Source organism: Pseudomonas sp. JV449 (assembly GCF_032424295.1).
GTDB classification, from domain to species: domain Bacteria; phylum Pseudomonadota; class Gammaproteobacteria; order Pseudomonadales; family Pseudomonadaceae; genus Aquipseudomonas; species Aquipseudomonas marginalis.
The window spans coordinates 150,867-173,706 of record NZ_VYKD01000033.1 but is presented as its reverse complement, the minus strand read 5'-3'; the positions used below and the strand labels follow the sequence as shown (position 1 = coordinate 173,706).

Annotated in this window: 33 protein-coding genes; all 33 read left to right on the top strand. The window is 54.6% G+C overall.

Annotated elements, in window-relative coordinates; genetic code table 11:
• Positions 1-24 precede the first annotated feature (24 nt).
• The 33 genes from rpoC (at position 25) to rplQ (ending at position 22,619) form a co-directional block, all read left to right on the top strand.
• Positions 25-4,224: a DNA-directed RNA polymerase subunit beta' gene (gene rpoC, locus F6S08_RS29020; RefSeq protein ID WP_065924112.1), complete on the top strand. Its 4,200-nt coding sequence runs from the start codon at positions 25-27 to the stop codon at positions 4,222-4,224.
• A gap of 217 nt (positions 4,225-4,441) precedes the next feature.
• On the top strand, positions 4,442-4,813 hold the full coding sequence (rpsL, locus tag F6S08_RS29015; protein ID WP_002555494.1) for a 30S ribosomal protein S12: 372 nt from the start codon (positions 4,442-4,444) through the stop codon (positions 4,811-4,813).
• 118 nt (positions 4,814-4,931) lie between these two features.
• A complete protein-coding gene (gene rpsG, locus F6S08_RS29010; protein WP_002555493.1) occupies positions 4,932-5,402 on the top strand; it encodes a 30S ribosomal protein S7 in 471 nt (156 codons plus the stop codon).
• A 30-nt stretch (positions 5,403-5,432) separates the two neighbouring features.
• Complete coding sequence (gene fusA, locus F6S08_RS29005; RefSeq protein WP_003210087.1) at positions 5,433-7,538, top strand: elongation factor G; 2,106 nt, start codon at positions 5,433-5,435, stop codon at positions 7,536-7,538.
• 30 nt (positions 7,539-7,568) lie between these two features.
• Complete coding sequence (tuf, locus tag F6S08_RS29000; RefSeq protein WP_027605166.1) at positions 7,569-8,762, top strand: elongation factor Tu; 1,194 nt, start codon at positions 7,569-7,571, stop codon at positions 8,760-8,762.
• 157 nt (positions 8,763-8,919) lie between these two features.
• A complete protein-coding gene (gene rpsJ / locus F6S08_RS28995; RefSeq protein WP_003186070.1) occupies positions 8,920-9,231 on the top strand; it encodes a 30S ribosomal protein S10 in 312 nt (103 codons plus the stop codon).
• An 81-nt stretch (positions 9,232-9,312) separates the two neighbouring features.
• A complete protein-coding gene (rplC, locus tag F6S08_RS28990; protein ID WP_007253310.1) occupies positions 9,313-9,948 on the top strand; it encodes a 50S ribosomal protein L3 in 636 nt (211 codons plus the stop codon).
• A gap of 12 nt (positions 9,949-9,960) precedes the next feature.
• Complete coding sequence (gene rplD / locus F6S08_RS28985) at positions 9,961-10,563, top strand: 50S ribosomal protein L4 (protein WP_003176424.1); 603 nt, start codon at positions 9,961-9,963, stop codon at positions 10,561-10,563.
• Positions 10,560-10,859 carry a 50S ribosomal protein L23 gene (rplW, locus tag F6S08_RS28980; RefSeq protein WP_002555488.1) on the top strand — a complete coding sequence of 100 codons (300 nt, stop codon included), beginning with the start codon at positions 10,560-10,562 and terminating at the stop codon, positions 10,857-10,859. Before rplD ends, rplW begins: the two co-directional genes overlap by 4 nt.
• Positions 10,860-10,873: 14 nt before the next feature.
• Positions 10,874-11,698, top strand: a complete 825-nt coding sequence (gene rplB, locus F6S08_RS28975) for a 50S ribosomal protein L2 (protein WP_003210080.1) — start codon at positions 10,874-10,876, stop codon at positions 11,696-11,698.
• A 16-nt stretch (positions 11,699-11,714) separates the two neighbouring features.
• Entirely contained in the window at positions 11,715-11,990 is a 276-nt protein-coding gene (gene rpsS, locus F6S08_RS28970; protein WP_003232420.1) for a 30S ribosomal protein S19, read from the top strand.
• Between the two features lie 11 nt (positions 11,991-12,001).
• Entirely contained in the window at positions 12,002-12,334 is a 333-nt protein-coding gene (gene rplV / locus F6S08_RS28965) for a 50S ribosomal protein L22 (protein WP_003103908.1), read from the top strand.
• 13 nt (positions 12,335-12,347) lie between these two features.
• A complete protein-coding gene (gene rpsC, locus F6S08_RS28960) occupies positions 12,348-13,034 on the top strand; it encodes a 30S ribosomal protein S3 (protein ID WP_003176422.1) in 687 nt (228 codons plus the stop codon).
• A 12-nt stretch (positions 13,035-13,046) separates the two neighbouring features.
• Positions 13,047-13,460, top strand: a complete 414-nt coding sequence (rplP, locus tag F6S08_RS28955; protein ID WP_003232424.1) for a 50S ribosomal protein L16 — start codon at positions 13,047-13,049, stop codon at positions 13,458-13,460.
• Complete coding sequence (rpmC, locus tag F6S08_RS28950) at positions 13,460-13,651, top strand: 50S ribosomal protein L29 (RefSeq protein ID WP_002555481.1); 192 nt, start codon at positions 13,460-13,462, stop codon at positions 13,649-13,651. Before rplP ends, rpmC begins: the two co-directional genes overlap by 1 nt.
• Before the next feature lie 2 nt (positions 13,652-13,653).
• Positions 13,654-13,920 carry a 30S ribosomal protein S17 gene (rpsQ, locus tag F6S08_RS28945; protein ID WP_003176419.1) on the top strand — a complete coding sequence of 89 codons (267 nt, stop codon included), beginning with the start codon at positions 13,654-13,656 and terminating at the stop codon, positions 13,918-13,920.
• A gap of 23 nt (positions 13,921-13,943) precedes the next feature.
• Positions 13,944-14,312: a 50S ribosomal protein L14 gene (rplN, locus tag F6S08_RS28940; RefSeq protein ID WP_002555479.1), complete on the top strand. Its 369-nt coding sequence runs from the start codon at positions 13,944-13,946 to the stop codon at positions 14,310-14,312.
• Between the two features lie 11 nt (positions 14,313-14,323).
• Entirely contained in the window at positions 14,324-14,638 is a 315-nt protein-coding gene (gene rplX / locus F6S08_RS28935; RefSeq protein ID WP_003176416.1) for a 50S ribosomal protein L24, read from the top strand.
• Between the two features lie 22 nt (positions 14,639-14,660).
• Positions 14,661-15,200: a 50S ribosomal protein L5 gene (rplE, locus tag F6S08_RS28930; protein ID WP_003194642.1), complete on the top strand. Its 540-nt coding sequence runs from the start codon at positions 14,661-14,663 to the stop codon at positions 15,198-15,200.
• Between the two features lie 13 nt (positions 15,201-15,213).
• Positions 15,214-15,519, top strand: a complete 306-nt coding sequence (gene rpsN / locus F6S08_RS28925) for a 30S ribosomal protein S14 (protein ID WP_003176414.1) — start codon at positions 15,214-15,216, stop codon at positions 15,517-15,519.
• Between the two features lie 206 nt (positions 15,520-15,725).
• Entirely contained in the window at positions 15,726-16,118 is a 393-nt protein-coding gene (gene rpsH / locus F6S08_RS28920) for a 30S ribosomal protein S8 (protein ID WP_003176413.1), read from the top strand.
• 12 nt (positions 16,119-16,130) lie between these two features.
• Positions 16,131-16,664 (top strand): 50S ribosomal protein L6, encoded by a 534-nt coding sequence (gene rplF, locus F6S08_RS28915; protein ID WP_003176412.1) that lies wholly within the window; start codon positions 16,131-16,133, stop codon positions 16,662-16,664.
• Positions 16,665-16,674: 10 nt separating this feature from the next.
• Positions 16,675-17,025: a 50S ribosomal protein L18 gene (rplR, locus tag F6S08_RS28910; protein ID WP_003186037.1), complete on the top strand. Its 351-nt coding sequence runs from the start codon at positions 16,675-16,677 to the stop codon at positions 17,023-17,025.
• A gap of 3 nt (positions 17,026-17,028) precedes the next feature.
• A complete protein-coding gene (gene rpsE / locus F6S08_RS28905) occupies positions 17,029-17,529 on the top strand; it encodes a 30S ribosomal protein S5 (protein ID WP_003186035.1) in 501 nt (166 codons plus the stop codon).
• A 2-nt stretch (positions 17,530-17,531) separates the two neighbouring features.
• On the top strand, positions 17,532-17,708 hold the full coding sequence (gene rpmD, locus F6S08_RS28900; RefSeq protein WP_003176408.1) for a 50S ribosomal protein L30: 177 nt from the start codon (positions 17,532-17,534) through the stop codon (positions 17,706-17,708).
• 3 nt (positions 17,709-17,711) lie between these two features.
• On the top strand, positions 17,712-18,149 hold the full coding sequence (gene rplO / locus F6S08_RS28895; protein WP_003176407.1) for a 50S ribosomal protein L15: 438 nt from the start codon (positions 17,712-17,714) through the stop codon (positions 18,147-18,149).
• Positions 18,150-19,478 (top strand): preprotein translocase subunit SecY, encoded by a 1,329-nt coding sequence (gene secY / locus F6S08_RS28890; protein ID WP_003176406.1) that lies wholly within the window; start codon positions 18,150-18,152, stop codon positions 19,476-19,478. It begins immediately after the preceding gene.
• Between the two features lie 27 nt (positions 19,479-19,505).
• A complete protein-coding gene (gene rpmJ / locus F6S08_RS28885; protein ID WP_002555468.1) occupies positions 19,506-19,622 on the top strand; it encodes a 50S ribosomal protein L36 in 117 nt (38 codons plus the stop codon).
• Between the two features lie 129 nt (positions 19,623-19,751).
• Entirely contained in the window at positions 19,752-20,108 is a 357-nt protein-coding gene (gene rpsM, locus F6S08_RS28880; RefSeq protein ID WP_024077676.1) for a 30S ribosomal protein S13, read from the top strand.
• Between the two features lie 30 nt (positions 20,109-20,138).
• The gene (rpsK, locus tag F6S08_RS28875) at positions 20,139-20,528 is read left to right on the top strand and encodes a 30S ribosomal protein S11 (protein WP_002555466.1); all 390 of its coding nucleotides are present in this window, start codon (positions 20,139-20,141) and stop codon (positions 20,526-20,528) included.
• An 18-nt stretch (positions 20,529-20,546) separates the two neighbouring features.
• The gene (gene rpsD, locus F6S08_RS28870) at positions 20,547-21,167 is read left to right on the top strand and encodes a 30S ribosomal protein S4 (protein ID WP_003176404.1); all 621 of its coding nucleotides are present in this window, start codon (positions 20,547-20,549) and stop codon (positions 21,165-21,167) included.
• A gap of 22 nt (positions 21,168-21,189) precedes the next feature.
• Positions 21,190-22,191: a DNA-directed RNA polymerase subunit alpha gene (locus F6S08_RS28865; RefSeq protein WP_003176403.1), complete on the top strand. Its 1,002-nt coding sequence runs from the start codon at positions 21,190-21,192 to the stop codon at positions 22,189-22,191.
• Between the two features lie 41 nt (positions 22,192-22,232).
• A complete protein-coding gene (gene rplQ / locus F6S08_RS28860; protein WP_003176402.1) occupies positions 22,233-22,619 on the top strand; it encodes a 50S ribosomal protein L17 in 387 nt (128 codons plus the stop codon).
• Positions 22,620-22,840: the final 221 nt, after the last annotated feature.

Below are 22,840 nucleotides of genomic sequence, written 5' to 3'. Positions count from 1 at the left end.
TCTGCTCCGCCAGGAGGAAAGGCCTTGAAAGACCTACTGAATTTGCTGAAAAACCAGGGTCAAGTCGAAGAGTTCGACGCCATCCGTATTGGATTGGCATCGCCTGAGATGATCCGTTCGTGGTCGTTCGGTGAAGTTAAAAAGCCGGAAACCATCAACTACCGTACGTTCAAACCTGAGCGTGACGGCCTGTTCTGCGCCAAGATCTTTGGCCCGGTAAAGGATTACGAGTGCCTGTGCGGTAAGTACAAGCGCTTGAAGCACCGTGGTGTGATCTGCGAGAAGTGTGGCGTTGAAGTTGCACTGGCCAAGGTTCGTCGTGAGCGCATGGCGCACATCGAGCTGGCTTCGCCGGTTGCCCACATCTGGTTCCTGAAATCGCTGCCGTCCCGTATCGGCTTGCTGATGGACATGACCCTGCGTGATATCGAACGCGTTCTCTACTTCGAGAGCTATGTCGTTATCGATCCAGGCATGACTACCCTTGAAAAAGGTCAGCTGCTGAACGACGAGCAGTACTTCGAGGCGTTGGAAGAGTTCGGTGATGATTTCGATGCCCGCATGGGTGCCGAAGCTGTCCGCGAACTGCTGCACGCTATCGACCTGGAGCACGAGATTGGTCGTCTGCGCGAAGAGATTCCGCAAACCAACTCCGAAACCAAGATCAAGAAGCTGTCCAAGCGTCTGAAGTTGATGGAAGCCTTCCAGGGTTCCGGCAACCTGCCAGAGTGGATGGTGCTGACCGTTCTGCCGGTTCTGCCGCCGGATCTGCGTCCGCTGGTGCCGTTGGATGGTGGTCGTTTCGCGACTTCCGACCTCAACGACCTGTACCGCCGTGTGATCAACCGTAACAACCGCTTGAAGCGCCTGCTCGATCTGTCTGCTCCGGACATCATCGTGCGCAACGAAAAGCGTATGTTGCAGGAAGCTGTCGATGCCCTGCTCGACAACGGTCGTCGTGGCCGCGCTATCACCGGTTCCAACAAGCGTCCTCTGAAATCCTTGGCTGACATGATCAAGGGTAAGCAAGGTCGTTTCCGTCAGAACTTGCTCGGTAAGCGTGTTGACTACTCTGGTCGTTCGGTAATTACCGTAGGCCCGACCCTGCGTCTGCACCAGTGCGGTCTGCCTAAGAAGATGGCACTTGAGCTGTTCAAGCCATTCATCTTCGGCAAGCTGGAAATGCGCGGTCTCGCGACCACCATCAAAGCGGCCAAGAAAATGGTCGAGCGCGAGCTGCCAGAGGTTTGGGACGTTCTCGCTGAAGTGATTCGCGAACACCCGGTTCTCCTCAACCGTGCACCGACCCTTCACCGTCTGGGTATCCAGGCGTTTGAACCGGTACTGATCGAAGGTAAGGCTATCCAGCTGCACCCTCTGGTCTGTGCTGCGTACAACGCCGACTTCGACGGCGACCAAATGGCCGTGCACGTGCCGCTGACACTGGAAGCCCAGTTGGAAGCGCGTGCGTTGATGATGTCGACCAACAACATTCTGTCGCCAGCCAACGGTGAGCCAATCATCGTTCCGTCGCAGGACGTTGTATTGGGTCTGTACTACATGACCCGTGAGGCGATCAACGCCAAAGGCGAAGGTCGTGTGTTCGCTGACCTGCAGGAAGTTGACCGGGTGTTCCGTGCCGGCGAAGCCGCACTGCACGCCAAGGTCAAAGTGCGCATCAACGAAACTGTCAACGACCGTGATGGCGGCAGCGTGAGCGGCACCCGTATTGTCGACACCACCGTTGGCCGTGCGCTGTTGTACCAGGTTGTGCCAAAAGGCCTGTCGTACGACGTCGTCAACCTGCCGATGAAGAAAAAGGCGATCTCCAAGCTGATCAACCAATGCTATCGCGTGGTTGGTCTGAAAGAGACCGTGATCTTCGCTGACCAGTTGATGTACACCGGTTTTGCCTATTCGACCATTTCCGGCGTTTCCATCGGTGTTAACGACTTCGTTATTCCTGATGAAAAAGCCCGCATCATCAGTGCTGCTACTGATGAAGTGAAAGAGATCGAAAGCCAGTACGCCTCGGGCCTGGTAACACAGGGCGAGAAGTACAACAAAGTGATCGACCTTTGGTCCAAGGCCAACGACGAAGTGTCCAAGGCGATGATGGCCAACCTCTCGAAAGAGAAGGTCATCGACCGTCACGGCGACGAAGTTGACCAAGAGTCCTTCAACTCGATGTACATGATGGCCGACTCGGGCGCACGGGGTTCTGCTGCGCAGATCCGTCAGCTCGCCGGTATGCGTGGCCTGATGGCCAAGCCGGACGGCTCCATCATCGAAACGCCGATTACTGCGAACTTCCGTGAAGGTTTGAGCGTACTCCAGTACTTCATCTCTACTCACGGTGCTCGGAAAGGTCTGGCGGATACCGCGTTGAAAACCGCTAACTCCGGTTACCTGACGCGTCGTCTGGTAGACGTTGCGCAAGATCTGGTTGTCACCGAGATCGACTGCGGCACCGAGCACGGCCTGCTGATGACTCCGCACATTGAAGGCGGTGACGTTGTAGAGCCGCTGGGTGAGCGCGTACTGGGTCGTGTTATTGCCCGTGACGTATTCAAGCCAGGTACCGAGGAAGTTATCGTTCCTGCCGGCACTCTGGTTGACGAGAAGTGGGTCGAGTTCATCGAACTCAACAGCATCGACGAAGTAATCGTTCGCTCGCCGATCAGCTGCGAAACCCGCTACGGCATTTGCGCCAAGTGCTACGGCCGTGACTTGGCTCGTGGTCACCAGGTGAACATCGGTGAAGCGGTCGGCGTTATTGCTGCCCAGTCCATCGGTGAGCCGGGTACCCAGCTGACCATGCGTACGTTCCACATTGGTGGTGCGGCAAGCCGGACCTCCGCAGCCGACAGCGTTCAGGTGAAGAATGGCGGTACTGTCCGCCTGCACAACCTGAAGCACGTTGAGCGAGTGGATGGTCACCTGGTTGCTGTGTCGCGTTCCGGTGAGCTGGCAATCGCTGATGACTACGGTCGTGAGCGTGAGCGCTACAAGCTGCCGTACGGTGCTGTGATTTCGGTTAAAGAGGGTGACAAGGTCGACGCTGGCGCAATCGTGGCCAAGTGGGATCCGCACACTCACCCAATCGTTACCGAAATGAAAGGTACCGTGACCTACGTGGGCATGGAAGAAGGCATCACGATCAAGCGTCAGACTGACGAATTGACCGGTATGACCAACATTGAAGTACTCGACGCGAAAGATCGTCCAGCTGCCGGTAAGGACATCCGTCCTGCCGTGAAAATGGTCGATGACAACGGCAAGGATCTGTTGCTGCCAGGCACTGACGTAATCGCTCAGTACTTCCTGCCAGCCAACGCCCTGGTCGGTGTAGCGGATGGTGCGAAGATCGCGATCGGTGATGTTATCGCGCGTATCCCGCAAGAAACTTCGAAGACCCGTGACATCACCGGTGGTTTGCCGCGTGTTGCCGACTTGTTCGAAGCTCGTCGTCCGAAAGAAGCGTCGATTCTGGCTGAAGTCAGCGGCACTATCGCGTTCGGTAAAGAAACCAAGGGCAAGCGCCGTCTGGTTATTACCCCGAACGACGGTACCGATCCGTACGAAGAGCTGATTCCAAAGTGGCGTCACCTGAACGTGTTCGAAGGCGAACAGGTAAACCGCGGCGAAGTGATCTCCGACGGCCCGAGCGATCCACACGACATCCTGCGTCTGCTGGGTGTGAGTGCGCTGGCCAAGTACATCGTTAACGAGATCCAGGACGTTTACCGCCTGCAAGGCGTGAAGATCAACGATAAGCACATCGAGACCATCCTGCGTCAGATGCTGCGTAAAGTTGAGATCGCTGAATCCGGCGATTCCAGTTTCATCAAGGGCGACCAGATGGAACTGACTCACGTGCTGGTGGAAAACGAGCGTCTGGCTGGCGACGAGAAATTCGTTTCCAAGTTCACTCGCGTACTGCTGGGTATCACCAAGGCGTCGTTGTCCACTGAGTCGTTCATCTCGGCGGCCTCCTTCCAGGAGACCACTCGCGTACTGACCGAAGCAGCGGTAACCGGCAAGCGCGATTACCTGCGCGGCCTGAAAGAGAACGTGGTCGTGGGTCGTCTGATCCCGGCTGGTACCGGTTTGGCCTATCACAGCGAGCGTAAGCGTCGCCGTGATGCTGACAAGCCGTTGCGCGTAAGCGCCAGTGAAGTGGAAGCCGCACTGACCGAAGCGCTGAACTCAAGCGGTAACTGAGTTCTGCGGTAAATAAGTCTGGGCCCTGGCAGCCCCCATTCGTCGGATCAAGGCAAATTTGCCCGGCTTCGACGGGAGGGGAGGTCGGGGCCTTGCCTTGACTGGGGGCAAGATCCTCTTTAGACTCTTGTACCCCTAAATTTGGCGGGAATTCGTTCCTGCCATTTTGCTTTTCTTGCAAGACAATAGCGTCGCAAGACAACAGTGGAGCTAGTAGATGGCAACTATCAACCAGCTGGTACGTCAGCCGCGTAAGCGTATCGTCGAGAAATCCGACGTGCCTGCGCTGCAGAACTGCCCGCAACGTCGTGGCGTATGCACCCGTGTGTATACCACCACGCCGAAAAAACCTAACTCGGCACTGCGTAAAGTATGCCGTGTGCGCCTGACCAACGGTTTCGAGGTTTCCTCGTACATCGGCGGTGAAGGCCACAACCTGCAAGAGCACAGCGTGGTACTGATCCGTGGCGGTCGTGTAAAAGACTTGCCAGGTGTTCGTTATCACACCGTACGCGGCTCCTTGGATACTTCCGGCGTTAAAGGTCGTAACCAGGGTCGTTCGAAGTACGGTACCAAGAAGCCTAAGTAGTAGCGGCTTTTTGTAAAACTGAATCATCTTATTTTCTGAGTCGATAAGAGTAAGGTCGGAGGCGTCCCGAAAGGGCACCGATTCCGAGCGAACCTGAAGACCGTTTGAGGGCTTATCCATGCCAAGAAGACGCGTAGCAGCCAAGCGCGAAGTGCTTGACGATCCAAAATACGGAAGCCAAATTCTGGCCAAGTTCATGAACCACGTGATGGAAAGCGGCAAGAAAGCCGTTGCCGAGCGTATCGTTTATGGCGCGCTGGAAAAGGTTAAAGAACGCAAGAACAGCGACCCCCTGGAAATCTTCGAGAAAGCTCTCGACGCCATCGCTCCGCTGGTCGAAGTGAAGTCGCGCCGTGTAGGCGGTGCTACTTACCAGGTTCCGGTCGAAGTTCGTCCGTCCCGTCGTAACGCTCTGGCAATGCGCTGGTTGGTAGACTTCGCCCGTAAGCGCGGCGAGAAGTCTATGGCTCTGCGTTTGGCCGGCGAACTGTTGGACGCTGCTGAAGGTAAAGGTGCTGCTGTTAAGAAGCGTGAAGACGTGCACCGTATGGCTGAAGCTAACAAAGCTTTCTCGCACTACCGCTTCTAATCTTAGCTTCACTAATTTTGCGAGGGCTTTATGGCTCGTACTACTCCGATTAGCCGCTACCGTAACATCGGTATCGTTGCTCACGTGGATGCTGGTAAAACCACCACCACCGAGCGCGTACTGTTTTACACCGGCAAAAGTCACAAAATGGGCGAGGTGCATGATGGCGCCGCGACCACAGACTGGATGGTTCAGGAGCAGGAGCGTGGTATTACCATTACTTCTGCTGCTATTACCGCCTTCTGGAAAGGTTCCGAGAAGCAGTACAAAGATGAGCACCGCTTCAACGTTATCGATACCCCAGGCCACGTAGACTTCACTATTGAAGTTGAACGTTCCCTGCGCGTACTCGACGGCGCTGTCGTTGTGTTCTGCGGTACCTCAGGTGTCGAGCCTCAGTCGGAAACCGTATGGCGTCAAGCCAACAAATACGGCGTTCCACGTCTTGTTTATGTAAACAAGATGGACCGTGCTGGTGCCAACTTCCTGCGCGTGATCGGTCAGATCAAGCAGCGTCTGGGTCATACTCCGGTGCCAATCCAATTGGCTATCGGTTCCGAAGACAACTTCCAGGGTCAGATCGATCTGATCAACATGGAAGCGGTCTACTGGAATGACGCTGACAAAGGTATGGTTCCTGTTCGCAAGCCTATCCCTGCAGAATTGCAGGAACTGGCTGACGAGTGGCGCAACAACATGGTTGAGGCTGCCGCCGAAGCCAGCGAAGAGCTGATGAACAAGTACCTCGAAGGTGAAGAGCTCACCAACGTGGAAATCAAGGCCGCTCTGCGTCAGCGTACTATCGCTGGTGAGATCGTCTTGGCTGTTTGCGGTTCTTCCTTCAAGAACAAGGGTGTTCCCCTGGTTCTCGACGCCGTGATCGACTATCTGCCTGCTCCAACCGACATTCCTGCTATCAAGGGTACCAACCCTGATAACGAGGAAGAAGAGATGGAGCGTCATGCTGACGACAGCGAGCCGTTCTCGGCTCTGGCGTTCAAGATCGCTACCGACCCATTCGTGGGTACTCTGACCTTCGTCCGTGTTTACTCGGGCGTGTTGGCCTCCGGCGACGGCGTGATCAACTCGGTCAAAGGCAAGAAAGAGCGTGTGGGTCGTATGGTGCAAATGCACGCAAACGCCCGTGAAGAGATCAAGGAAGTGCGCGCTGGTGACATCGCGGCCTTGATCGGCATGAAGGACGTCACCACTGGTGAGACTTTGTGCGACGCTGCCAAGCCAATCATCCTGGTTCGCATGGACTTCCCGGAGCCGGTTATTTCGGTTGCCGTAGAGCCTAAGACCAAGGATGACCAGGAAAAAATGGGTATCGCTCTGGGCAAGCTTGCTCAGGAAGATCCATCTTTCCGCGTCAAAACTGATGAAGAGACTGGTCAAACGATCATCTCTGGTATGGGCGAGTTGCACCTGGACATCCTGGTTGACCGGATGCGCCGTGAGTTCAACGTCGAAGCCAACATCGGTAAGCCTCAGGTTTCCTATCGTGAGCGCATCACGAAGAACTGCGAAATCGAAGGCAAGTTCGTTCGTCAGTCCGGCGGTCGTGGTCAGTTCGGTCACTGCTGGATCCGTTTTGCTCCTGCTGACGAAGGTCAGGAAGGTCTGCAATTCGTGAACGAAGTAGTGGGTGGTGTTGTTCCTAAGGAATACATCCCTGCTATCCAGAAGGGTATCGAAGAGCAGATGAAGAACGGTGTTGTTGCCGGCTATCCGCTGATCGGCCTGAAAGCAACCGTTTTTGACGGTTCTTACCACGACGTCGACTCCAACGAGATGGCGTTTAAGGTGGCTGCTTCCATGGCAACCAAGCAACTGGCCCAGAAGGGCGGTGGTGAGTTGCTTGAGCCAATCATGGCGGTAGAAGTTGTTACACCTGAAGACTATATGGGTGATGTCATGGGCGACCTTAACCGTCGTCGCGGCATGATCTTGGGTATGGAAGACACGGTTTCCGGCAAGGTGATTCGCGCCGAGGTTCCGTTGGGTGAGATGTTCGGTTATGCGACCGACGTTCGCTCCATGTCCCAGGGTCGCGCAAGCTACTCTATGGAATTCAAAAAATACAACACAGCTCCGGCGCACATCGCTGAAACTGTATCCAAAAAACAAGGCTGATTCAGTCCTTTAGGCAAGGAGTTAATTGTCGTGGCTAAAGAAAAATTTGATCGTTCCCTACCGCACGTCAACGTTGGCACTATCGGTCACGTTGACCACGGTAAAACCACTCTGACCGCAGCTCTGACTCGCGTCTGCTCCGAGGTTTTCGGTTCTGCAGTCGTTGATTTCGATAAAATCGACAGCGCTCCAGAAGAAAAAGCTCGTGGTATCACCATCAACACCGCGCACGTCGAGTACAACTCGAAGATCCGGCACTACGCTCACGTTGACTGCCCAGGTCACGCTGACTATGTGAAGAACATGATCACTGGTGCTGCCCAGATGGACGGCGCGATCCTGGTTTGCTCGGCCGCTGATGGTCCGATGCCACAAACCCGTGAGCACATCCTGCTGTCCCGTCAGGTAGGCGTTCCGTACATCGTGGTTTTCCTGAACAAGGCTGACCTGGTAGACGACGCTGAGCTGCTGGAACTGGTTGAGATGGAAGTGCGCGATCTGCTGAGCACTTACGACTTCCCGGGCGACGACACTCCGATCATCATCGGTTCTGCTCGTATGGCGCTGGAAGGCAAAGACGATAACGAAATGGGCACCACTGCCGTTCGTAAACTGGTTGAAACCCTGGACAGCTACATCCCAGAACCAGTTCGTCTGACCGACAAGCCGTTCCTGATGCCAATCGAAGACGTATTCTCGATCTCCGGTCGTGGTACTGTTGTGACTGGTCGTATCGAGCGCGGTATCGTTCGCGTTCAAGATGCGCTGGAAATCGTTGGTCTGCGTGACACTACCAACACTGTTTGCACTGGTGTTGAAATGTTCCGCAAGCTGCTCGACGAAGGTCGTGCTGGCGAGAACTGCGGCGTTCTGCTGCGTGGTACCAAGCGTGACGACGTTGAGCGTGGCCAGGTTCTGGTTAAGCCAGGTTCGGTTAAGCCGCACACCAAGTTCACCGCAGAAGTTTACGTTCTGAGCAAGGAAGAAGGCGGTCGTCACACTCCGTTCTTCAAAGGCTACCGTCCACAGTTCTACTTCCGTACTACTGACGTGACTGGTAACTGCCAGCTGCCAGAAGGCGTTGAAATGGTAATGCCAGGCGATAACATCCAAATGGAAGTTACCCTGATCAAGACCATCGCAATGGAAGACGGTCTGCGCTTCGCTATCCGTGAAGGCGGCCGTACCGTTGGTGCTGGTGTTGTAGCTAAAATCATCGAGTAAGCGTCTCTTCTGAGATAGCTTCGATGCTTTGAAAAGCCCCCGCTCAGCGGGGGCTTTTTTATTGGGTTGACACCTATCTAGGGCGTCTATAGAATTGCGCCTCCTTTTAACGGGCGTATTGCGCTCGCTGGGAATAGCAGCCGGAGTCTGAAATCCAATGCAAAATCAGCAAATCCGTATCAGGTTGAAGGCTTTTGACCATCGCCTGATCGACCAATCCACCCAGGAAATCGTGGAAACCGCGAAACGTACTGGTGCTCAAGTGCGTGGTCCAATTCCACTGCCTACCCGTAAAGAGCGGTTCACCGTTCTGGTCTCCCCGCACGTCAACAAAGACGCGCGTGACCAGTACGAGATCCGTACTCATAAGCGCGTACTGGACATCGTCCAGCCAACGGATAAAACCGTTGATGCTCTTATGAAGCTTGATCTGGCGGCCGGTGTGGAAGTACAGATCAGCCTCGGCTAAGACTTGGGTCTTAGTCGTGTAACGCTCTGAAATGGGCGGCCATAGCGGGTGAAAGCCCCGTACACTCATGAGGTTTACAACATGACTATTGGTGTAGTCGGTCGTAAATGCGGTATGACCCGTATTTTCACCGAAGAAGGTGTCTCCATTCCGGTTACGGTCATTGAGATCGAGCCGAATCGCGTCACCCAGTTCAAAACTGAAGAAACCGATGGCTATCGTGCAGTGCAAGTCACTGTCGGCGAGCGTCGCGCTTCGCGTGTGACTGCTGCTCAAGCAGGTCACTTCGCTAAAGCAAACGTTGCAGCTGGTCGTACTGTCATGGAGTTCCGTCTTGAAGAAGGCGACTACCAGGCTGGCGATCTGATCAACGCTGAAATCTTCGCCGCTGGTCAACTGGTTGATGTAACCGGTCAGTCCAAGGGTAAAGGCTTCCAGGGTACGATCAAGCGTTGGAATTTCCGTGGTCAAGACAACACTCACGGTAACTCCGTTTCCCACCGCGTCCCGGGCTCTATTGGCCAGTGCCAGACTCCTGGTCGTGTATTCAAGGGCAAAAAAATGTCCGGTCATATGGGCGCTGAGCGCGTGACCGTGCAGTCCCTCGAAGTAGTGCGCGTCGACGCTGAACGCAATCTGTTGTTGGTCAAGGGTGCTGTTCCTGGCGCTACTGGCGGCAACCTGGTTGTACGTCCAGCGGCCAAGGCTCGCGGTTAAGGGGAAGCTGACATGCAATTAAATGTAAATGACGCTCAAGCGATCGAAGTTTCCGAACTGACATTTGGCGGCGAATTCAACGAGACGCTGGTTCACCAAGCAGTCGTGGCCTACATGGCCGGCGGCCGTCAAGGTAGCAAGCAGCAAAAGACCCGTTCCGACGTTCGTGGTGGCGGTAAGCGCCCTTGGCGTCAGAAAGGTACTGGCCGTGCTCGTGCCGGTACTATCCGTAGCCCAATCTGGCGCGGCGGCGGTACCACTTTCGCAGCTCGTCCGCAGGATCACTCTCAGAAGCTCAACAAGAAGATGTATCGCGCAGCACTGCGCTCCATCCTTGCTGAACTCGTGCGTACTGATCGCCTGGTCGTGGTTCAGGACTTCGCTGTTGAAAGTCCAAAAACCAAAGATCTGCTGGGCAAACTGAACAACATGAGCCTGACCGACGTTTTGATCGTGTCTGAAGCTGTTGATCAGAACCTGTACCTGGCTGCTCGTAACCTGCCACACGTTGATGTACGTGACGTGCAAGGTTCCGATCCAGTTAGTCTGATCGCATACGACAAGGTGTTGATCACCGTGTCGGCCGTGAAGAAATTCGAGGAGCTGCTGGGATGAACCAGGAACGCGTATTTAAAGTTCTGCTTGGCCCGCACGTTTCCGAAAAGGCTACGGTTCTGGCTGACAAGAAAGGCCAGTTCGTTTTCAAGGTTGCAACTGACGCAACCAAGCTGGAAATCAAGAAGGCCGTCGAAAGCCTGTTCAGCGTGAAAGTTGAGCGTGTTACTACCCTGAATGTTCTGGGTAAGAGCAAGCGCACTGCTCGCGGTCTGGGCAAGCGTAATGACTGGAAGAAGGCAGTTATCTCCCTTCAGCCAGGCCAAGATCTCGATTTCAGCAGCAGTGCTGAGTAAGGAAGGGGTGCATCATGGCAATCGTTAAATGCAAACCGACTTCCCCTGGCCGCCGTTTTGTGGTCAAGGTGGTCAACCAGGAGCTGCATAAAGGCGCTCCTCACGCACCGCTGCTCGAGAAGAAATCGAAGACTGGTGGTCGTAACAACAATGGTCGTATTACCACTCGTCACATTGGTGGTGGCCATAAGCAGCATTATCGTCTGGTCGACTTCCGTCGCAACGACAAAGATGGCATCGCTGCCACTGTCGAGCGTATCGAATACGATCCAAACCGTACTGCTCACATCGCTCTGCTGCTGTACGCAGATGGCGAGCGTCGCTACATCATCGCGCCTAAAGGCGTGAGTGCTGGCGACCAGCTGATCGCAGGTGCCCTGGCACCGATCAAGCCGGGCAACGCTCTGCAACTGCGTAACATTCCAGTTGGTAGCACCGTACACGGCATCGAATTGAAGCCAGGTAAAGGCGCGCAAATCGCTCGTTCCGCTGGTGCTTCGGCTCAGCTGATCGCTCGTGAAGGTGTCTACGTGACCCTGCGTCTGCGTTCTGGTGAGATGCGTAAAGTGCTGGCTGAATGCCGTGCGACCCTGGGTGAAGTCTCGAACTCCGAGCACAGCCTGCGTTCGCTGGGTAAAGCTGGTGCCAAACGCTGGCGTGGCGTTCGCCCAACCGTTCGTGGTGTTGCCATGAACCCGGTTGACCACCCACACGGTGGTGGTGAAGGTCGTACCTCTGGTGGTCGTCATCCGGTATCGCCATGGGGCTTCCCGACTAAGGGCGCGAAGACTCGTGGTAATAAGCGTACCGACAAAATGATCGTCCGTCGTCGCAAGTAAATAGAGGGATACGACAGTGCCACGTTCTCTGAAAAAAGGTCCTTTTATTGATCTTCACCTACTGAAGAAGATCGAAGTGGCGGCGGAAAAGAACGATCGCAAACCAGTTAAGACCTGGTCGCGTCGTTCGATGATCCTGCCACAAATGGTCGGTCTGACCATCGCTGTACACAACGGTCGTCTGCACGTCCCAGTTCTCGTTAACGAAGACATGGTCGGCCACAAACTAGGCGAGTTTGCCGGTACCCGCACTTATCGTGGGCACGTGGCAGACAAGAAAGCCAAGCGTTAAGGGGTAAGGAAATGGAAGTAGCCGCTAAGTTGTCGGGCGCTCGAATCTCCGCCCAGAAAGCCCGCTTGGTCGCCGACCAGATCCGCGGGAAGAAGGTGGGCGAAGCGCTCAACCTGTTGGCTTTCAGCAGTAAGAAAGCCGCCGAGATCATGAAGAAAGTGCTGGAGTCGGCCGTAGCCAACGCCGAGCATAACGAAGGCGCAGACGTTGATGACCTGAAGGTCAGCACCGTTTTCGTCAACGAAGGGCGTTCGCTGAAGCGCATCATGCCACGTGCCAAAGGCCGTGCTGATCGCATCGTCAAGCGGTCTTGCCATATCACTGTCAAGGTTGCTGACAAGTAACGGAGTCGAAGAGATGGGTCAGAAAGTACATCCCATTGGCATTCGCCTGGGAATCGTCAAGGAGCACACCTCCGTCTGGTACGCAGACGGTCGGACTTATGCGGACTATTTGTTCGCTGATCTGAAGGTGCGTGAGTATCTCCAAGACAAACTAAAAAGCGCGTCCGTAAGCCGTATCGATATCCATCGTCCGGCGCAAACTGCACGTATCACCATCCACACCGCTCGTCCAGGTATCGTTATCGGGAAGAAAGGTGAAGATGTTGAGAAACTGCGTCAGGACCTGACCAAGCAAATGGGTGTGCCTGTGCACATCAATATCGAAGAGATCCGCAAGCCGGAGCTCGACGGTATGCTGGTTGCGCAGAGCGTAGCTCAGCAGCTGGAGCGTCGCGTAATGTTCCGTCGCGCAATGAAGCGCGCCGTACAGAACGCCATGCGCATTGGTGCCAAAGGCATCAAAATCCAAGTGAGCGGTCGTCTCGGCGGTGCTGAAATCGCACGTACTGAATGGTATCGCGAAGGTCGTGTGCCACTGCACACCCTGCGTGCCGACATCGACTATGCCAACTACGAAGCTCACACCACTTACGGTGTGATCGGTGTAAAGGTTTGGATCTTCAAAGGCGAAGTAATTGGTGGTCGCCAAGAAGAACTGAAACCACAAGCACCAGCGCCTCGTAAAAAAGCTGCTAAGTAAGGGGTACGCCAAATGTTGCAACCAAAGCGTACGAAGTTCCGCAAGCAGATGACAGGCCACAACCGTGGTCTGGCTCAGCGCGGTAGCAAAGTCAGCTTCGGCGAGTTCGCGCTGAAGTCTGTAGCTCGTGGTCGTCTCACCGCTCGTCAGATCGAGTCAGCGCGTCGTGCACTGACCCGTCACGTTAAACGTGGCGGCAAGATCTGGATCCGTGTATTCCCGGACAAGCCGATCTCCAAAAAGCCTCTCGAGGTTCGGATGGGTAAAGGTAAGGGTAACGTGGAATACTGGGTAGCCCAGATTCAGCCAGGCAAAGTCCTGTATGAAATCGAGGGTGTAACTGAAGAGCTGGCGCGTGAGGCTTTTGCCCTGGCTGCTGCAAAGCTGCCGCTCGCCACCGCCTTTGTTAAACGGACGGTGATGTGATGAAAGCGAATGAACTTCGTGAAAAATCCGCACAGCAGCTGAACGAGCAACTGCTCGGCCTGCTGCGCGACCAGTTCAATCTGCGCATGCAGAAAGCAACTGGCCAGTTGGGGCAGTCTCATCTGCTCTCGCAAGTTAAGCGTGACATCGCTCGCGTGAAGACTGTGCTCAACCAGCAGGCAGGTAAGTGATCATGGCTGAAGCCGAAAAGACTGTCCGTACGCTGACTGGCCGTGTTGTCAGCGACAAGATGGACAAAACCATCACCGTTTTGATCGAGCGTCGCGTTAAGCACCCGATCTACGGTAAATATGTTAAGCGTTCGACTAAGCTGCACGCGCACGACGAAACCAACCAGTGCCACATCGGCGACAAAGTCACTATTCGTGAAACTCGTCCGCTGGCCAAGACCAAGTCTTGGGCATTGGTTGATGTTCTCGAACGCGCTGTGGAAGTCTAAGGACTAGGGGTCGGAGAAATTATATGATTCAGACTCAATCCATGCTCGATGTGGCCGATAACAGCGGCGCTCGCCGTGTTATGTGCATCAAGGTGCTGGGTGGCTCCCATCGTCGTTACGCTGGTATCGGTGACATCATCAAAGTTACCGTCAAGGAAGCAATTCCTCGCGGTAAAGTGAAAAAAGGCCAAGTGATGACTGCTGTTGTAGTCCGCACTCGTCACGGCGTACGTCGTGCAGATGGCTCCATTATCCGCTTTGATGGCAACGCTGCTGTTCTTCTGAACAACAAGCAAGAGCCGATCGGCACCCGTATCTTTGGGCCAGTGACCCGTGAACTTCGTACTGAGAAGTTCATGAAGATCGTCTCGCTCGCCCCAGAAGTGCTGTAAGGAGATCCGACATGCAAAAGATTCGTCGTGACGACGAGATCATCGTGATCGCCGGCAAAGACAAAGGTAAGCGCGGTAAGGTGCTTAAGGTTCTCGCTAATAACCGTCTGGTTATCGGTGGTCTGAACCTGGTCAAGCGTCATACCAAGCCTAACCCGATGTCGGGCGTGCAGGGCGGTATCGTCGAGAAAGAAGCTCCGCTGGACGCTTCTAACGTCGCCATCTTCAACGGCGAAACCAACAAGGCTGACCGCGTTGGTTTCAAAGTAGAAGACGGTAAGAAAATTCGTGTCTTCAAGTCGACCCAAAAAGCGGTTGATGCTTGAACACTGCTAGGTAGATTAGACCATGGCACGACTACAAGAGATTTACCGGAAGGAAATCGCCCCTAAGCTTAAGGAAGAACTTAAGCTTGGGAACGTGATGGAAGTTCCGCGCGTTACCAAAATCACCCTGAACATGGGTCTGGGCGAAGCGATCGGTGACAAAAAAGTCATCGAGCACGCTGTTGCTGACCTGGAAAAGATCACCGGCCAGAAAGTCGTTGTGACCTACGCTCGCAAATCCATCGCTGGCTTTAAAGTCCGTGAAGGTTGGCCGATCGGCGTCAAAGTGACTCTGCGCCGTGAGCGTATGTACGAATTCCTGGATCGTCTGCTGTCGATCTCCCTGCCTCGGGTTCGCGACTTCCGCGGCCTGAATGCCAAGTCCTTCGATGGTCGTGGTAACTACAGCATGGGCGTGAAAGAGCAGATCATCTTCCCGGAAATCGACTACGACAAGATCGATGCTCTCCGCGGTCTGGACATCACCCTGACCACCACTGCCAAGAACGATGATGAAGGTCGCGCCCTGTTGCGTGCTTTCAAATTCCCGTTCCGCAACTGATTGGAGTAGGACCATGGCCAAGATGAGCATGAAAAACCGCGAGCTGAAGCGTCAGCTCACGGTTGCCAAGTACGCCAAGAAGCGTGCAGCACTGAAAGCAATCATCGTTGATCTGAACGCAAGTCCAGAAGCGCGTTGGGAAGCTACAGTTGCCCTGCAGAAGCAGCCACGTGACGCAAGCGCTTCGCGCATGCGTAACCGCTGCCGCCTGACCGGTCGTCCACACGGCGTTTACCGCAAGTTCGGCCTCGGCCGTAACAAACTGCGTGAAGCGGCAATGCGTGGTGACGTACCAGGTCTGGTTAAAGCCAGCTGGTAAGTACTTTCAGCGTCCAGGTGGTCCGAATCGAAAGATACTGACCGCCGGTGACCCTGAATCTGGAACAAGCCCCTTTTGGGGCTTGTTTCATTTCCGGAGTGTGTCTAAAATACGCGGCTCGCCTGAGCCCGTGTTTTTTACCCGGAGATTCTCAGCGACATATGTAGCCGCAAGGCTAATTTTTTTGTATTAGGAGCGTCTAGCCCATGAGTATGCAGGACCCGTTAGCGGACATGCTAACTCGTATCCGTAATGCCCAGATGGCTGAAAAGTCCGTCGTAAGCATGCCATCTTCCAAGTTGAAGGTTGCTGTTGCCAAAGTCCTGAAAGACGAAGGCTACATTGCGGGTTATCAGATCAGCAGCGAAATCAAACCACTGCTGTCCATCGAGCTGAAGTACTTCGAAGGCCGTTCGGTCATCGAGGAAGTGAAGCGCGTTAGCCGTCCAGGCCTGCGTCAGTACAAGTCCGCTGAAGATCTGCCGAAAGTTCGTGGCGGTCTGGGCGTGTCTATCGTCTCCACCAACAAAGGTGTGATGACGGATCGTGCTGCGCGCGCTGCCGGTGTCGGCGGCGAAGTTCTTTGCACTGTGTTCTAAGGGGGGATAAGCATGTCTCGCGTCGCTAAGAACCCCGTTAAGCTGCCAGCCGGTGTCGAAGTCAAATTCGCAGGCCAACAGCTTTCGGTGAAGGGTGCCAAGGGCACTCTTGAACTGAATATCCATTCGTCCGTTGAGATCGTTGAAGAAGCTGGTGAGCTGCGTTTCGCTGCTCGCAATGGCGATCAACAAACTCGCGCAATGGCTGGTACCACGCGTGCGTTGGTAAACAACATGGTCCAAGGCGTAAGCCAAGGCTTCGAGCGTAAGCTCCAGCTGGTCGGTGTTGGTTACAAAGCGCAAGCAAAAGGCACGGTTTTGAACCTGGCCCTTGGCTTCTCGCACCCAGTGGATTACGAACTGCCGGAAGGCATCACCGCTGAGACTCCTAGCCAGACCGATATCCTGATCAAGGGCATCGATAAGCAACTGGTAGGTCAAGTGGCTGCTGAGATCCGCGACTTCCGTCCACCAGAGCCGTACAAAGGCAAAGGTGTGCGCTACGCGGACGAAGTCGTCCGTCGTAAAGAAGCCAAGAAGAAGTAGGGCATAGCAAATGACCGACAAAAAAGTTACTCGACTGCGTCGCGCTCGCAAAGCACGCCTGAAAATGCACGAACTCGAAGTCGTGCGTCTCTGCGTGTTCCGCTCGTCGCAGCACATCTACGCCCAGGTCATCTCGGCCGACGGCAACAAAGTCCTGGCCAGCGCCTCGACTTTGGATAAAGAACTGCGTGATGGTGCCACTGGCAACATCGACGCGGCCACAAAGGTTGGCCAGCTGGTCGCTACGCGTGCTAAGGCCGCTGGCGTCTCGCAAGTGGCTTTCGACCGCTCTGGCTTCAAGTACCACGGCCGCGTTAAAGCGCTGGCTGATGCTGCTCGTGAAGCTGGGCTGGAGTTCTAAGTTATGTCAAATAACGACCAAAAGCGCGACGAAGGCTACATTGAGAAGCTGGTTCAAGTTAACCGCGTAGCCAAAACCGTTAAAGGCGGCCGTATCTTCACTTTCACCGCGTTGACCGTGGTGGGTGATGGTAAAGGGCGTGTTGGCTTCGGCCGTGGCAAGTCACGTGAAGTGCCTGCTGCGATCCAGAAGGCAATGGAAGCTGCTCGTCGCAACATGATCCAAGTTGATCTGAACGGCACCACGCTGCAGTACGCAATGAAGTCCGCTCATGGCGCTTCGAAGGTATACATGCAGCCTGCTTCTGAAGGTACCGGTATCATCGCTGGCGGCGCTATGCGTGCTGTCCTCGAGGTTGCTGGTGTTCAGAACGTTCTGGCCAAGTGCTATGGCTCGACTAACCCGGTAAACGTGGTTCACGCCACTTTCAAGGGTTTGAAAGCTATGCAATCTCCTGAATCCATTGCCGCCAAGCGTGGCAAAAGCGTCAAGGAGATCTTCTGATCATGGCTACCGTTAAAGTAACGCTGATCAAAAGCATGACCGGCCGCATCCCTAACCACAAATTGTGCGTTAAGGGTTTGGGTCTGCGTCGCATCGGTCACACTGTAGAAGTCCAGGATACTCCCGAGAATCGCGGGATGATCAACAAGGCTTACTACATGCTGCGTGTCGAGGGTTAATCGATGAAACTCAATGATCTGAGTCCAGCGCCGGGTTCCCGTCGCGAAAAGCATCGTCCGGGCCGTGGTATCGGTAGCGGTTTGGGTAAGACTGGTGGCCGCGGCCACAAAGGTCAAACCTCCCGCTCCGGTGGCACCATTGCTCCAGGCTTTGAAGGCGGTCAACAGCCGCTGCATCGTCGCCTGCCTAAGTTCGGCTTCGTTTCCCTGAAGGCCATGGACCGCGCAGAAGTGCGTCTGTCCGAGCTGGCTAAAGTGGAAGGCGACATCGTTACTGTGCAGACCCTGAAAGATGCCAACGTGATCAACGTCAACGTACAGCGTGTGAAAATCATGCTGTCCGGTGAAGTGACTCGCGCTGTCACTATCGGCAAGGGAATCGGCGCCACCAAAGGTGCGCGTTCGGCTATCGAAGCAGCTGGCGGCAAGTTCGAGGAATAAATGGCTAAGCAAGGTGCTCTCTCAGCGCTCGGCAAAGGCGGTATGTCTGAACTTTGGGCTCGTCTGCGTTTTCTGTTCCTGGCGATTATCGTCTACCGAATAGGCGCACACATCCCGGTTCCAGGTATCAACCCGGACCGACTCGCAGACCTGTTTCGACAGAATGAGGGGACCATTCTTAGCTTGTTCAACATGTTTTCTGGCGGCGCGCTGGAACGGATGAGCATTTTTGCACTGGGGATCATGCCGTACATCTCGGCATCGATCATCATGCAACTGATGACCGCCGTCAGCCCTCAGCTGGAGCAGTTGAAGAAGGAAGGTGAAGCTGGCCGTCGCAAGATTAGCCAGTACACCCGCTACGGCACTGTCATCCTCGCCCTGGTTCAGGCTATCGGCATGTCCGTTGGCCTGGCGGGGCAGGGTGTTGCGTTCACTGGTGACTTTGGCTTCCATTTCGTCGCGGTATCCACGTTTGTGGCTGGTGCGATGTTCATGATGTGGCTGGGTGAGCAGATTACTGAGCGTGGTGTTGGTAACGGTATCTCGATGTTGATTTTCGCAGGTATCGTCGCCGGTCTTCCGAGAGCAATCGGGCAGTCTTTCGAGTCTGCGCGTCAGGGTGATATCAATATCTTTGCCCTGGTTGCCATCGGTTTGCTGGCAGTAGCGATTATCGGTTTTGTGGTGTTCATTGAGCGTGGCCAGCGTCGTATTGCTGTTCACTACGCCAAGCGTCAGCAGGGCCGTAAGGTTTTTGCTGCGCAGACCAGCCACTTGCCGCTGAAAGTGAATATGGCCGGTGTTATTCCGGCAATTTTCGCGAGCAGCATTTTGCTGTTTCCGGCTTCGTTGGGTACCTGGTTTGGTCAGTCTGAAAATATGGGCTGGCTGCAGGACCTCTCTCAGTCGATCGCTCCTGGTCAGCCGTTGAATATTCTGCTGTTTAGTGCAGGGATTATTTTCTTCTGCTTCTTCTATACGGCGTTGATGTTCAATCCGAAAGACGTAGCGGAAAACCTGAAGAAGTCCGGTGCCTTTATTCCGGGTATTCGTCCAGGTGAGCAGTCTGCACGCTACATTGATGGCGTTCTGACTCGTTTGACCCTGTTCGGTGCTCTATATATGACGGCCGTGTGCTTGTTGCCCCAGTTCCTGGTGGTTGCAGCAAACGTTCCGTTCTACCTTGGCGGGACCTCGTTGCTGATCGTGGTCGTGGTTGTGATGGACTTCATGTCCCAAGTACAATCGCACCTCGTTTCGCACCAGTACGAATCCCTGATGAAGAAAGCCAACCTGAAGGGTTACGGCAGCGGCATGTTGCGCTGAGTACCCATAAGGTTCGAGGAGTTGGTGATGAAAGTTCGTGCATCGGTGAAAAAGCTGTGCCGTAACTGCAAGATTATTCGCCGCGAAGGTGTTGTTCGAGTAATTTGCAGCGCGGAACCGCGTCACAAACAGCGCCAAGGCTGAGTGTGATCCGCTTGAAGCCCGGCAGCTAGTGCGCTGCCGGGTTGATTATTTGTTATTACAGCGATATTATCTCGCGCCCTATTTCTTGGCTTCCGGGGCGTAGGTAGCTGTCAATTGGAGTCCCACTGAATGGCCCGTATTGCAGGCGTTAACATTCCAGATAACAAGCACACTGTTATCTCGCTGACCTACATCTATGGTGTTGGTCGCACTACTGCGCAGAAAATTTGCGCAGTTGCTGGGGTAAACCCAGCCGCTAAGATCAAGGATCTGAGCGACGAGCAGATTGAATTGCTGCGTGGCGAAGTGGCGAAGTTCACCACTGAAGGTGACCTGCGTCGCGAAATCAACATGAAAATCAAGCGTTTGATGGACCTCGGTTGCTATCGCGGTCTGCGTCATCGTCGTGGTCTTCCAGTACGCGGTCAGCGTACCAAGACTAACGCGCGTACCCGTAAAGGTCCGCGTAAGCCGATCCGCAAGTAATCGCCCCAGCGAATCGACAGGAAAATTATCATGGCAAAACCTGCTGCTCGTCCTCGTAAAAAAGTTAAAAAGACAGTGGTTGATGGCATCGCCCACATCCATGCATCTTTTAACAACACCATCGTGACCATCACCGACCGTCAAGGTAACGCGCTTTCTTGGGCTACCTCCGGTGGTTCGGGTTTCCGCGGTTCCCGCAAGTCCACCCCGTTTGCTGCTCAAGTAGCTGCTGAACGTGCTGGTCAAGCTGCGCTGGAATATGGCCTGAAAAACCTCGACGTTAACGTCAAAGGTCCAGGTCCAGGTCGTGAGTCTGCTGTCCGTGCTTTGAACGGCTGTGGCTATAAGATCGCCAGCATCACCGACGTGACGCCAATCCCGCACAACGGGTGCCGTCCGCCGAAGAAGCGCCGCGTGTAATCCAGGAGATTGTAAAGAATGGCTCGTTACATTGGTCCAAAATGCAAACTCGCTCGTCGCGAAGGCACCGATCTCTTCCTGAAGAGCGGCGTGCGCGCGATCGAATCGAAGTGCAACATTGAAGCAGCACCTGGTATCCACGGCCAACGCCGCGGTCGCCAGTCCGATTACGGCACCCAACTGCGTGAAAAGCAGAAGGTCCGCCGTATCTACGGCGTTCTCGAGCGTCAGTTCAGCGGCTACTACAAAGAAGCTGCTGGCAAGAAAGGTGCAACCGGTGAAAACCTGCTGCAACTGCTCGAATGCCGTCTGGACAACGTTGTATACCGTATGGGCTTTGGTTCGACTCGTGCCGAATCCCGTCAGCTGGTATCGCACAAGTCGATCAGCGTTAACGGTCAGACCGTAAACGTTCCGTCCTACCAGGTTCGTGCTGGTGACGTGGTCGCAGTTCGCGAGAAAGCAAAAAACCAACTTCGCATTGTCCAAGCTCTCGATCTGTGTGCCCAACGTGGCCGCGTAGAATGGGTAGAAGTAGACACTGAGAAGAAGTCGGGCGTTTTCAAGAACGTTCCTGCTCGCAGTGATCTGTCCGCCGACATCAACGAAAGCCTGATTGTCGAGCTCTACTCCAAGTAAGGGCTAGAAAATAGGTGCATCCATGCAGATTTCGGTAAATGAGTTCCTGACACCCCGCCACATTGATGTGCAGGTTGTCAGTCCAACCCGCGCCAAGATCACTCTCGAGCCTCTCGAGCGTGGTTTTGGCCACACCCTGGGCAACGCGCTGCGCCGCATCCTGTTGTCCTCAATGCCCGGCTGTGCAGTAGTCGAGGCCGAGATTGACGGTGTGCTCCACGAGTACAGCGCCATCGAAGGTGTACAGGAAGACGTAATTGAAATCCTGTTGAACCTTAAAGGTCTGGCTATCAAGCTGCACGGCCGTGACGAAGTTACGCTGACCTTGTCGAAGAAGGGTTCGGGGGTGGTTACCGCTGCCGATATTCAGCTGGATCATGATGTCGAGATCGTTAACCCCGATCACGTAATCGCTAACCTGGCGTCTAACGGCGCCCTGAACATGAAGCTCACCGTAGCTCGTGGTCGTGGTTATGAACCGGCCGACTCGCGTCAGAGCGATGAAGACGAAAGCCGCAGCATTGGTCGCTTGCAGCTTGACTCTTCGTTCAGCCCGGTTCGCCGTATCGCATACGTGGTGGAAAACGCCCGTGTCGAGCAGCGTACTAACCTGGACAAGCTGGTTATTGATCTGGAAACCAACGGTACTCTGGATCCTGAAGAGGCTATCCGCCGCGCTGCAACCATTCTGCAACAGCAGTTGGCTGCGTTCGTCGACCTCAAAGGTGACAGTGAACCAGTGGTAATCGAGCAGGAAGACGAGATCGATCCGATCCTGCTTCGCCCGGTTGACGATCTGGAACTGACTGTACGTTCGGCTAACTGCCTTAAGGCGGAAAACATTTACTACATCGGCGACCTGATTCAGCGTACCGAAGTAGAACTGTTGAAGACTCCGAACCTGGGCAAGAAATCCTTGACTGAAATCAAGGACGTTCTGGCCTCCCGCGGTCTGTCCCTCGGCATGCGCCTCGACAACTGGCCGCCTGCAAGTCTTAAGAAGGACGACAAGGCGACTGCCTGATCGTCGTAATCACCGAACGTGAGTTTGGTAAGGAATGAACCATGCGTCATCGTAAAAGTGGTCGTCACCTGAGCCGTACCAGCTCGCACCGCAAGGCCATGTTTCAAAACATGGCGGTGTCGCTGTTCGAGCACGAGCTGATCAAAACTACACTGCCGAAAGCTAAAGAACTGCGTCGCGTTGCTGAGCCGCTGATCACTTTGGCCAAGACAGACAGCCTGGCTAACCGCCGTCTGGCTTTCGACCGTACTCGTTCGAAAGCTATCGTTGGTAAGCTCTTCAACGACCTGGGCAAGCGTTACGCTACCCGTGAGGGTGGCTACCTGCGCATCCTCAAGTGCGGTTTCCGCGCTGGCGACAACGCGCCTATGGCGTACGTCGAGTTGGTTGATCGTGCTACTGCCGGCGAAGCTGTAAGCGCCGAGTAAGACGACAAGCTGTAACGAAGAACCGGGCCTAGTGCCCGGTTTTTTGTGCGCGTAACAAAAGCGCGATTTGTACAAGCTTCCTCAGATAGCGCTCAGCACTATGTGCGCGGGGGTATTGTTAGTTATTTTCTATTGAAGCTTACAATTTAATGAATTTGTAGGTGTCATGTTGATGGTCAATACTCCCTCCAAGCCGATTAGCCGGCAGTTCCAAGTCCGAC

Bases quoted from the DNA above. Each gene is read 5' to 3' on its own strand.
- rplR (WP_003186037.1), top strand. From the start codon at position 16,675: ATGACCGACAAAAAAGTTACTCGACTGCGTCGCGCTCGCAAAGCACGC.
- rpsC (WP_003176422.1), top strand. From the start codon at position 12,348: ATGGGTCAGAAAGTACATCCCATTGGCATTCGCCTGGGAATCGTCAAG.
- rpsE (WP_003186035.1), top strand. From the start codon at position 17,029: ATGTCAAATAACGACCAAAAGCGCGACGAAGGCTACATTGAGAAGCTG.
- rplC (WP_007253310.1), top strand. From the start codon at position 9,313: ATGACTATTGGTGTAGTCGGTCGTAAATGCGGTATGACCCGTATTTTC.
- rplD (WP_003176424.1), top strand. From the start codon at position 9,961: ATGCAATTAAATGTAAATGACGCTCAAGCGATCGAAGTTTCCGAACTG.
- rpsD (WP_003176404.1), top strand. From the start codon at position 20,547: ATGGCTCGTTACATTGGTCCAAAATGCAAACTCGCTCGTCGCGAAGGC.
- rpmD (WP_003176408.1), top strand. From the start codon at position 17,532: ATGGCTACCGTTAAAGTAACGCTGATCAAAAGCATGACCGGCCGCATC.
- rplP (WP_003232424.1), top strand. From the start codon at position 13,047: ATGTTGCAACCAAAGCGTACGAAGTTCCGCAAGCAGATGACAGGCCAC.
- rpsL (WP_002555494.1), top strand. From the start codon at position 4,442: ATGGCAACTATCAACCAGCTGGTACGTCAGCCGCGTAAGCGTATCGTC.
- rplB (WP_003210080.1), top strand. From the start codon at position 10,874: ATGGCAATCGTTAAATGCAAACCGACTTCCCCTGGCCGCCGTTTTGTG.
- rpmJ (WP_002555468.1), top strand. From the start codon at position 19,506: ATGAAAGTTCGTGCATCGGTGAAAAAGCTGTGCCGTAACTGCAAGATT.
- rpsG (WP_002555493.1), top strand. From the start codon at position 4,932: ATGCCAAGAAGACGCGTAGCAGCCAAGCGCGAAGTGCTTGACGATCCA.
- rpsJ (WP_003186070.1), top strand. From the start codon at position 8,920: ATGCAAAATCAGCAAATCCGTATCAGGTTGAAGGCTTTTGACCATCGC.
- rpmC (WP_002555481.1), top strand. From the start codon at position 13,460: ATGAAAGCGAATGAACTTCGTGAAAAATCCGCACAGCAGCTGAACGAG.
- rplF (WP_003176412.1), top strand. From the start codon at position 16,131: ATGTCTCGCGTCGCTAAGAACCCCGTTAAGCTGCCAGCCGGTGTCGAA.
- rpsM (WP_024077676.1), top strand. From the start codon at position 19,752: ATGGCCCGTATTGCAGGCGTTAACATTCCAGATAACAAGCACACTGTT.
- rpsK (WP_002555466.1), top strand. From the start codon at position 20,139: ATGGCAAAACCTGCTGCTCGTCCTCGTAAAAAAGTTAAAAAGACAGTG.
- rplW (WP_002555488.1), top strand. From the start codon at position 10,560: ATGAACCAGGAACGCGTATTTAAAGTTCTGCTTGGCCCGCACGTTTCC.
- rplQ (WP_003176402.1), top strand. From the start codon at position 22,233: ATGCGTCATCGTAAAAGTGGTCGTCACCTGAGCCGTACCAGCTCGCAC.
- rplN (WP_002555479.1), top strand. From the start codon at position 13,944: ATGATTCAGACTCAATCCATGCTCGATGTGGCCGATAACAGCGGCGCT.
- secY (WP_003176406.1), top strand. From the start codon at position 18,150: ATGGCTAAGCAAGGTGCTCTCTCAGCGCTCGGCAAAGGCGGTATGTCT.
- rpsN (WP_003176414.1), top strand. From the start codon at position 15,214: ATGGCCAAGATGAGCATGAAAAACCGCGAGCTGAAGCGTCAGCTCACG.
- rplV (WP_003103908.1), top strand. From the start codon at position 12,002: ATGGAAGTAGCCGCTAAGTTGTCGGGCGCTCGAATCTCCGCCCAGAAA.
- rplO (WP_003176407.1), top strand. From the start codon at position 17,712: ATGAAACTCAATGATCTGAGTCCAGCGCCGGGTTCCCGTCGCGAAAAG.
- F6S08_RS28865 (WP_003176403.1), top strand. From the start codon at position 21,190: ATGCAGATTTCGGTAAATGAGTTCCTGACACCCCGCCACATTGATGTG.
- rpsQ (WP_003176419.1), top strand. From the start codon at position 13,654: ATGGCTGAAGCCGAAAAGACTGTCCGTACGCTGACTGGCCGTGTTGTC.
- rplE (WP_003194642.1), top strand. From the start codon at position 14,661: ATGGCACGACTACAAGAGATTTACCGGAAGGAAATCGCCCCTAAGCTT.
- fusA (WP_003210087.1), top strand. From the start codon at position 5,433: ATGGCTCGTACTACTCCGATTAGCCGCTACCGTAACATCGGTATCGTT.
- rpsH (WP_003176413.1), top strand. From the start codon at position 15,726: ATGAGTATGCAGGACCCGTTAGCGGACATGCTAACTCGTATCCGTAAT.
- rplX (WP_003176416.1), top strand. From the start codon at position 14,324: ATGCAAAAGATTCGTCGTGACGACGAGATCATCGTGATCGCCGGCAAA.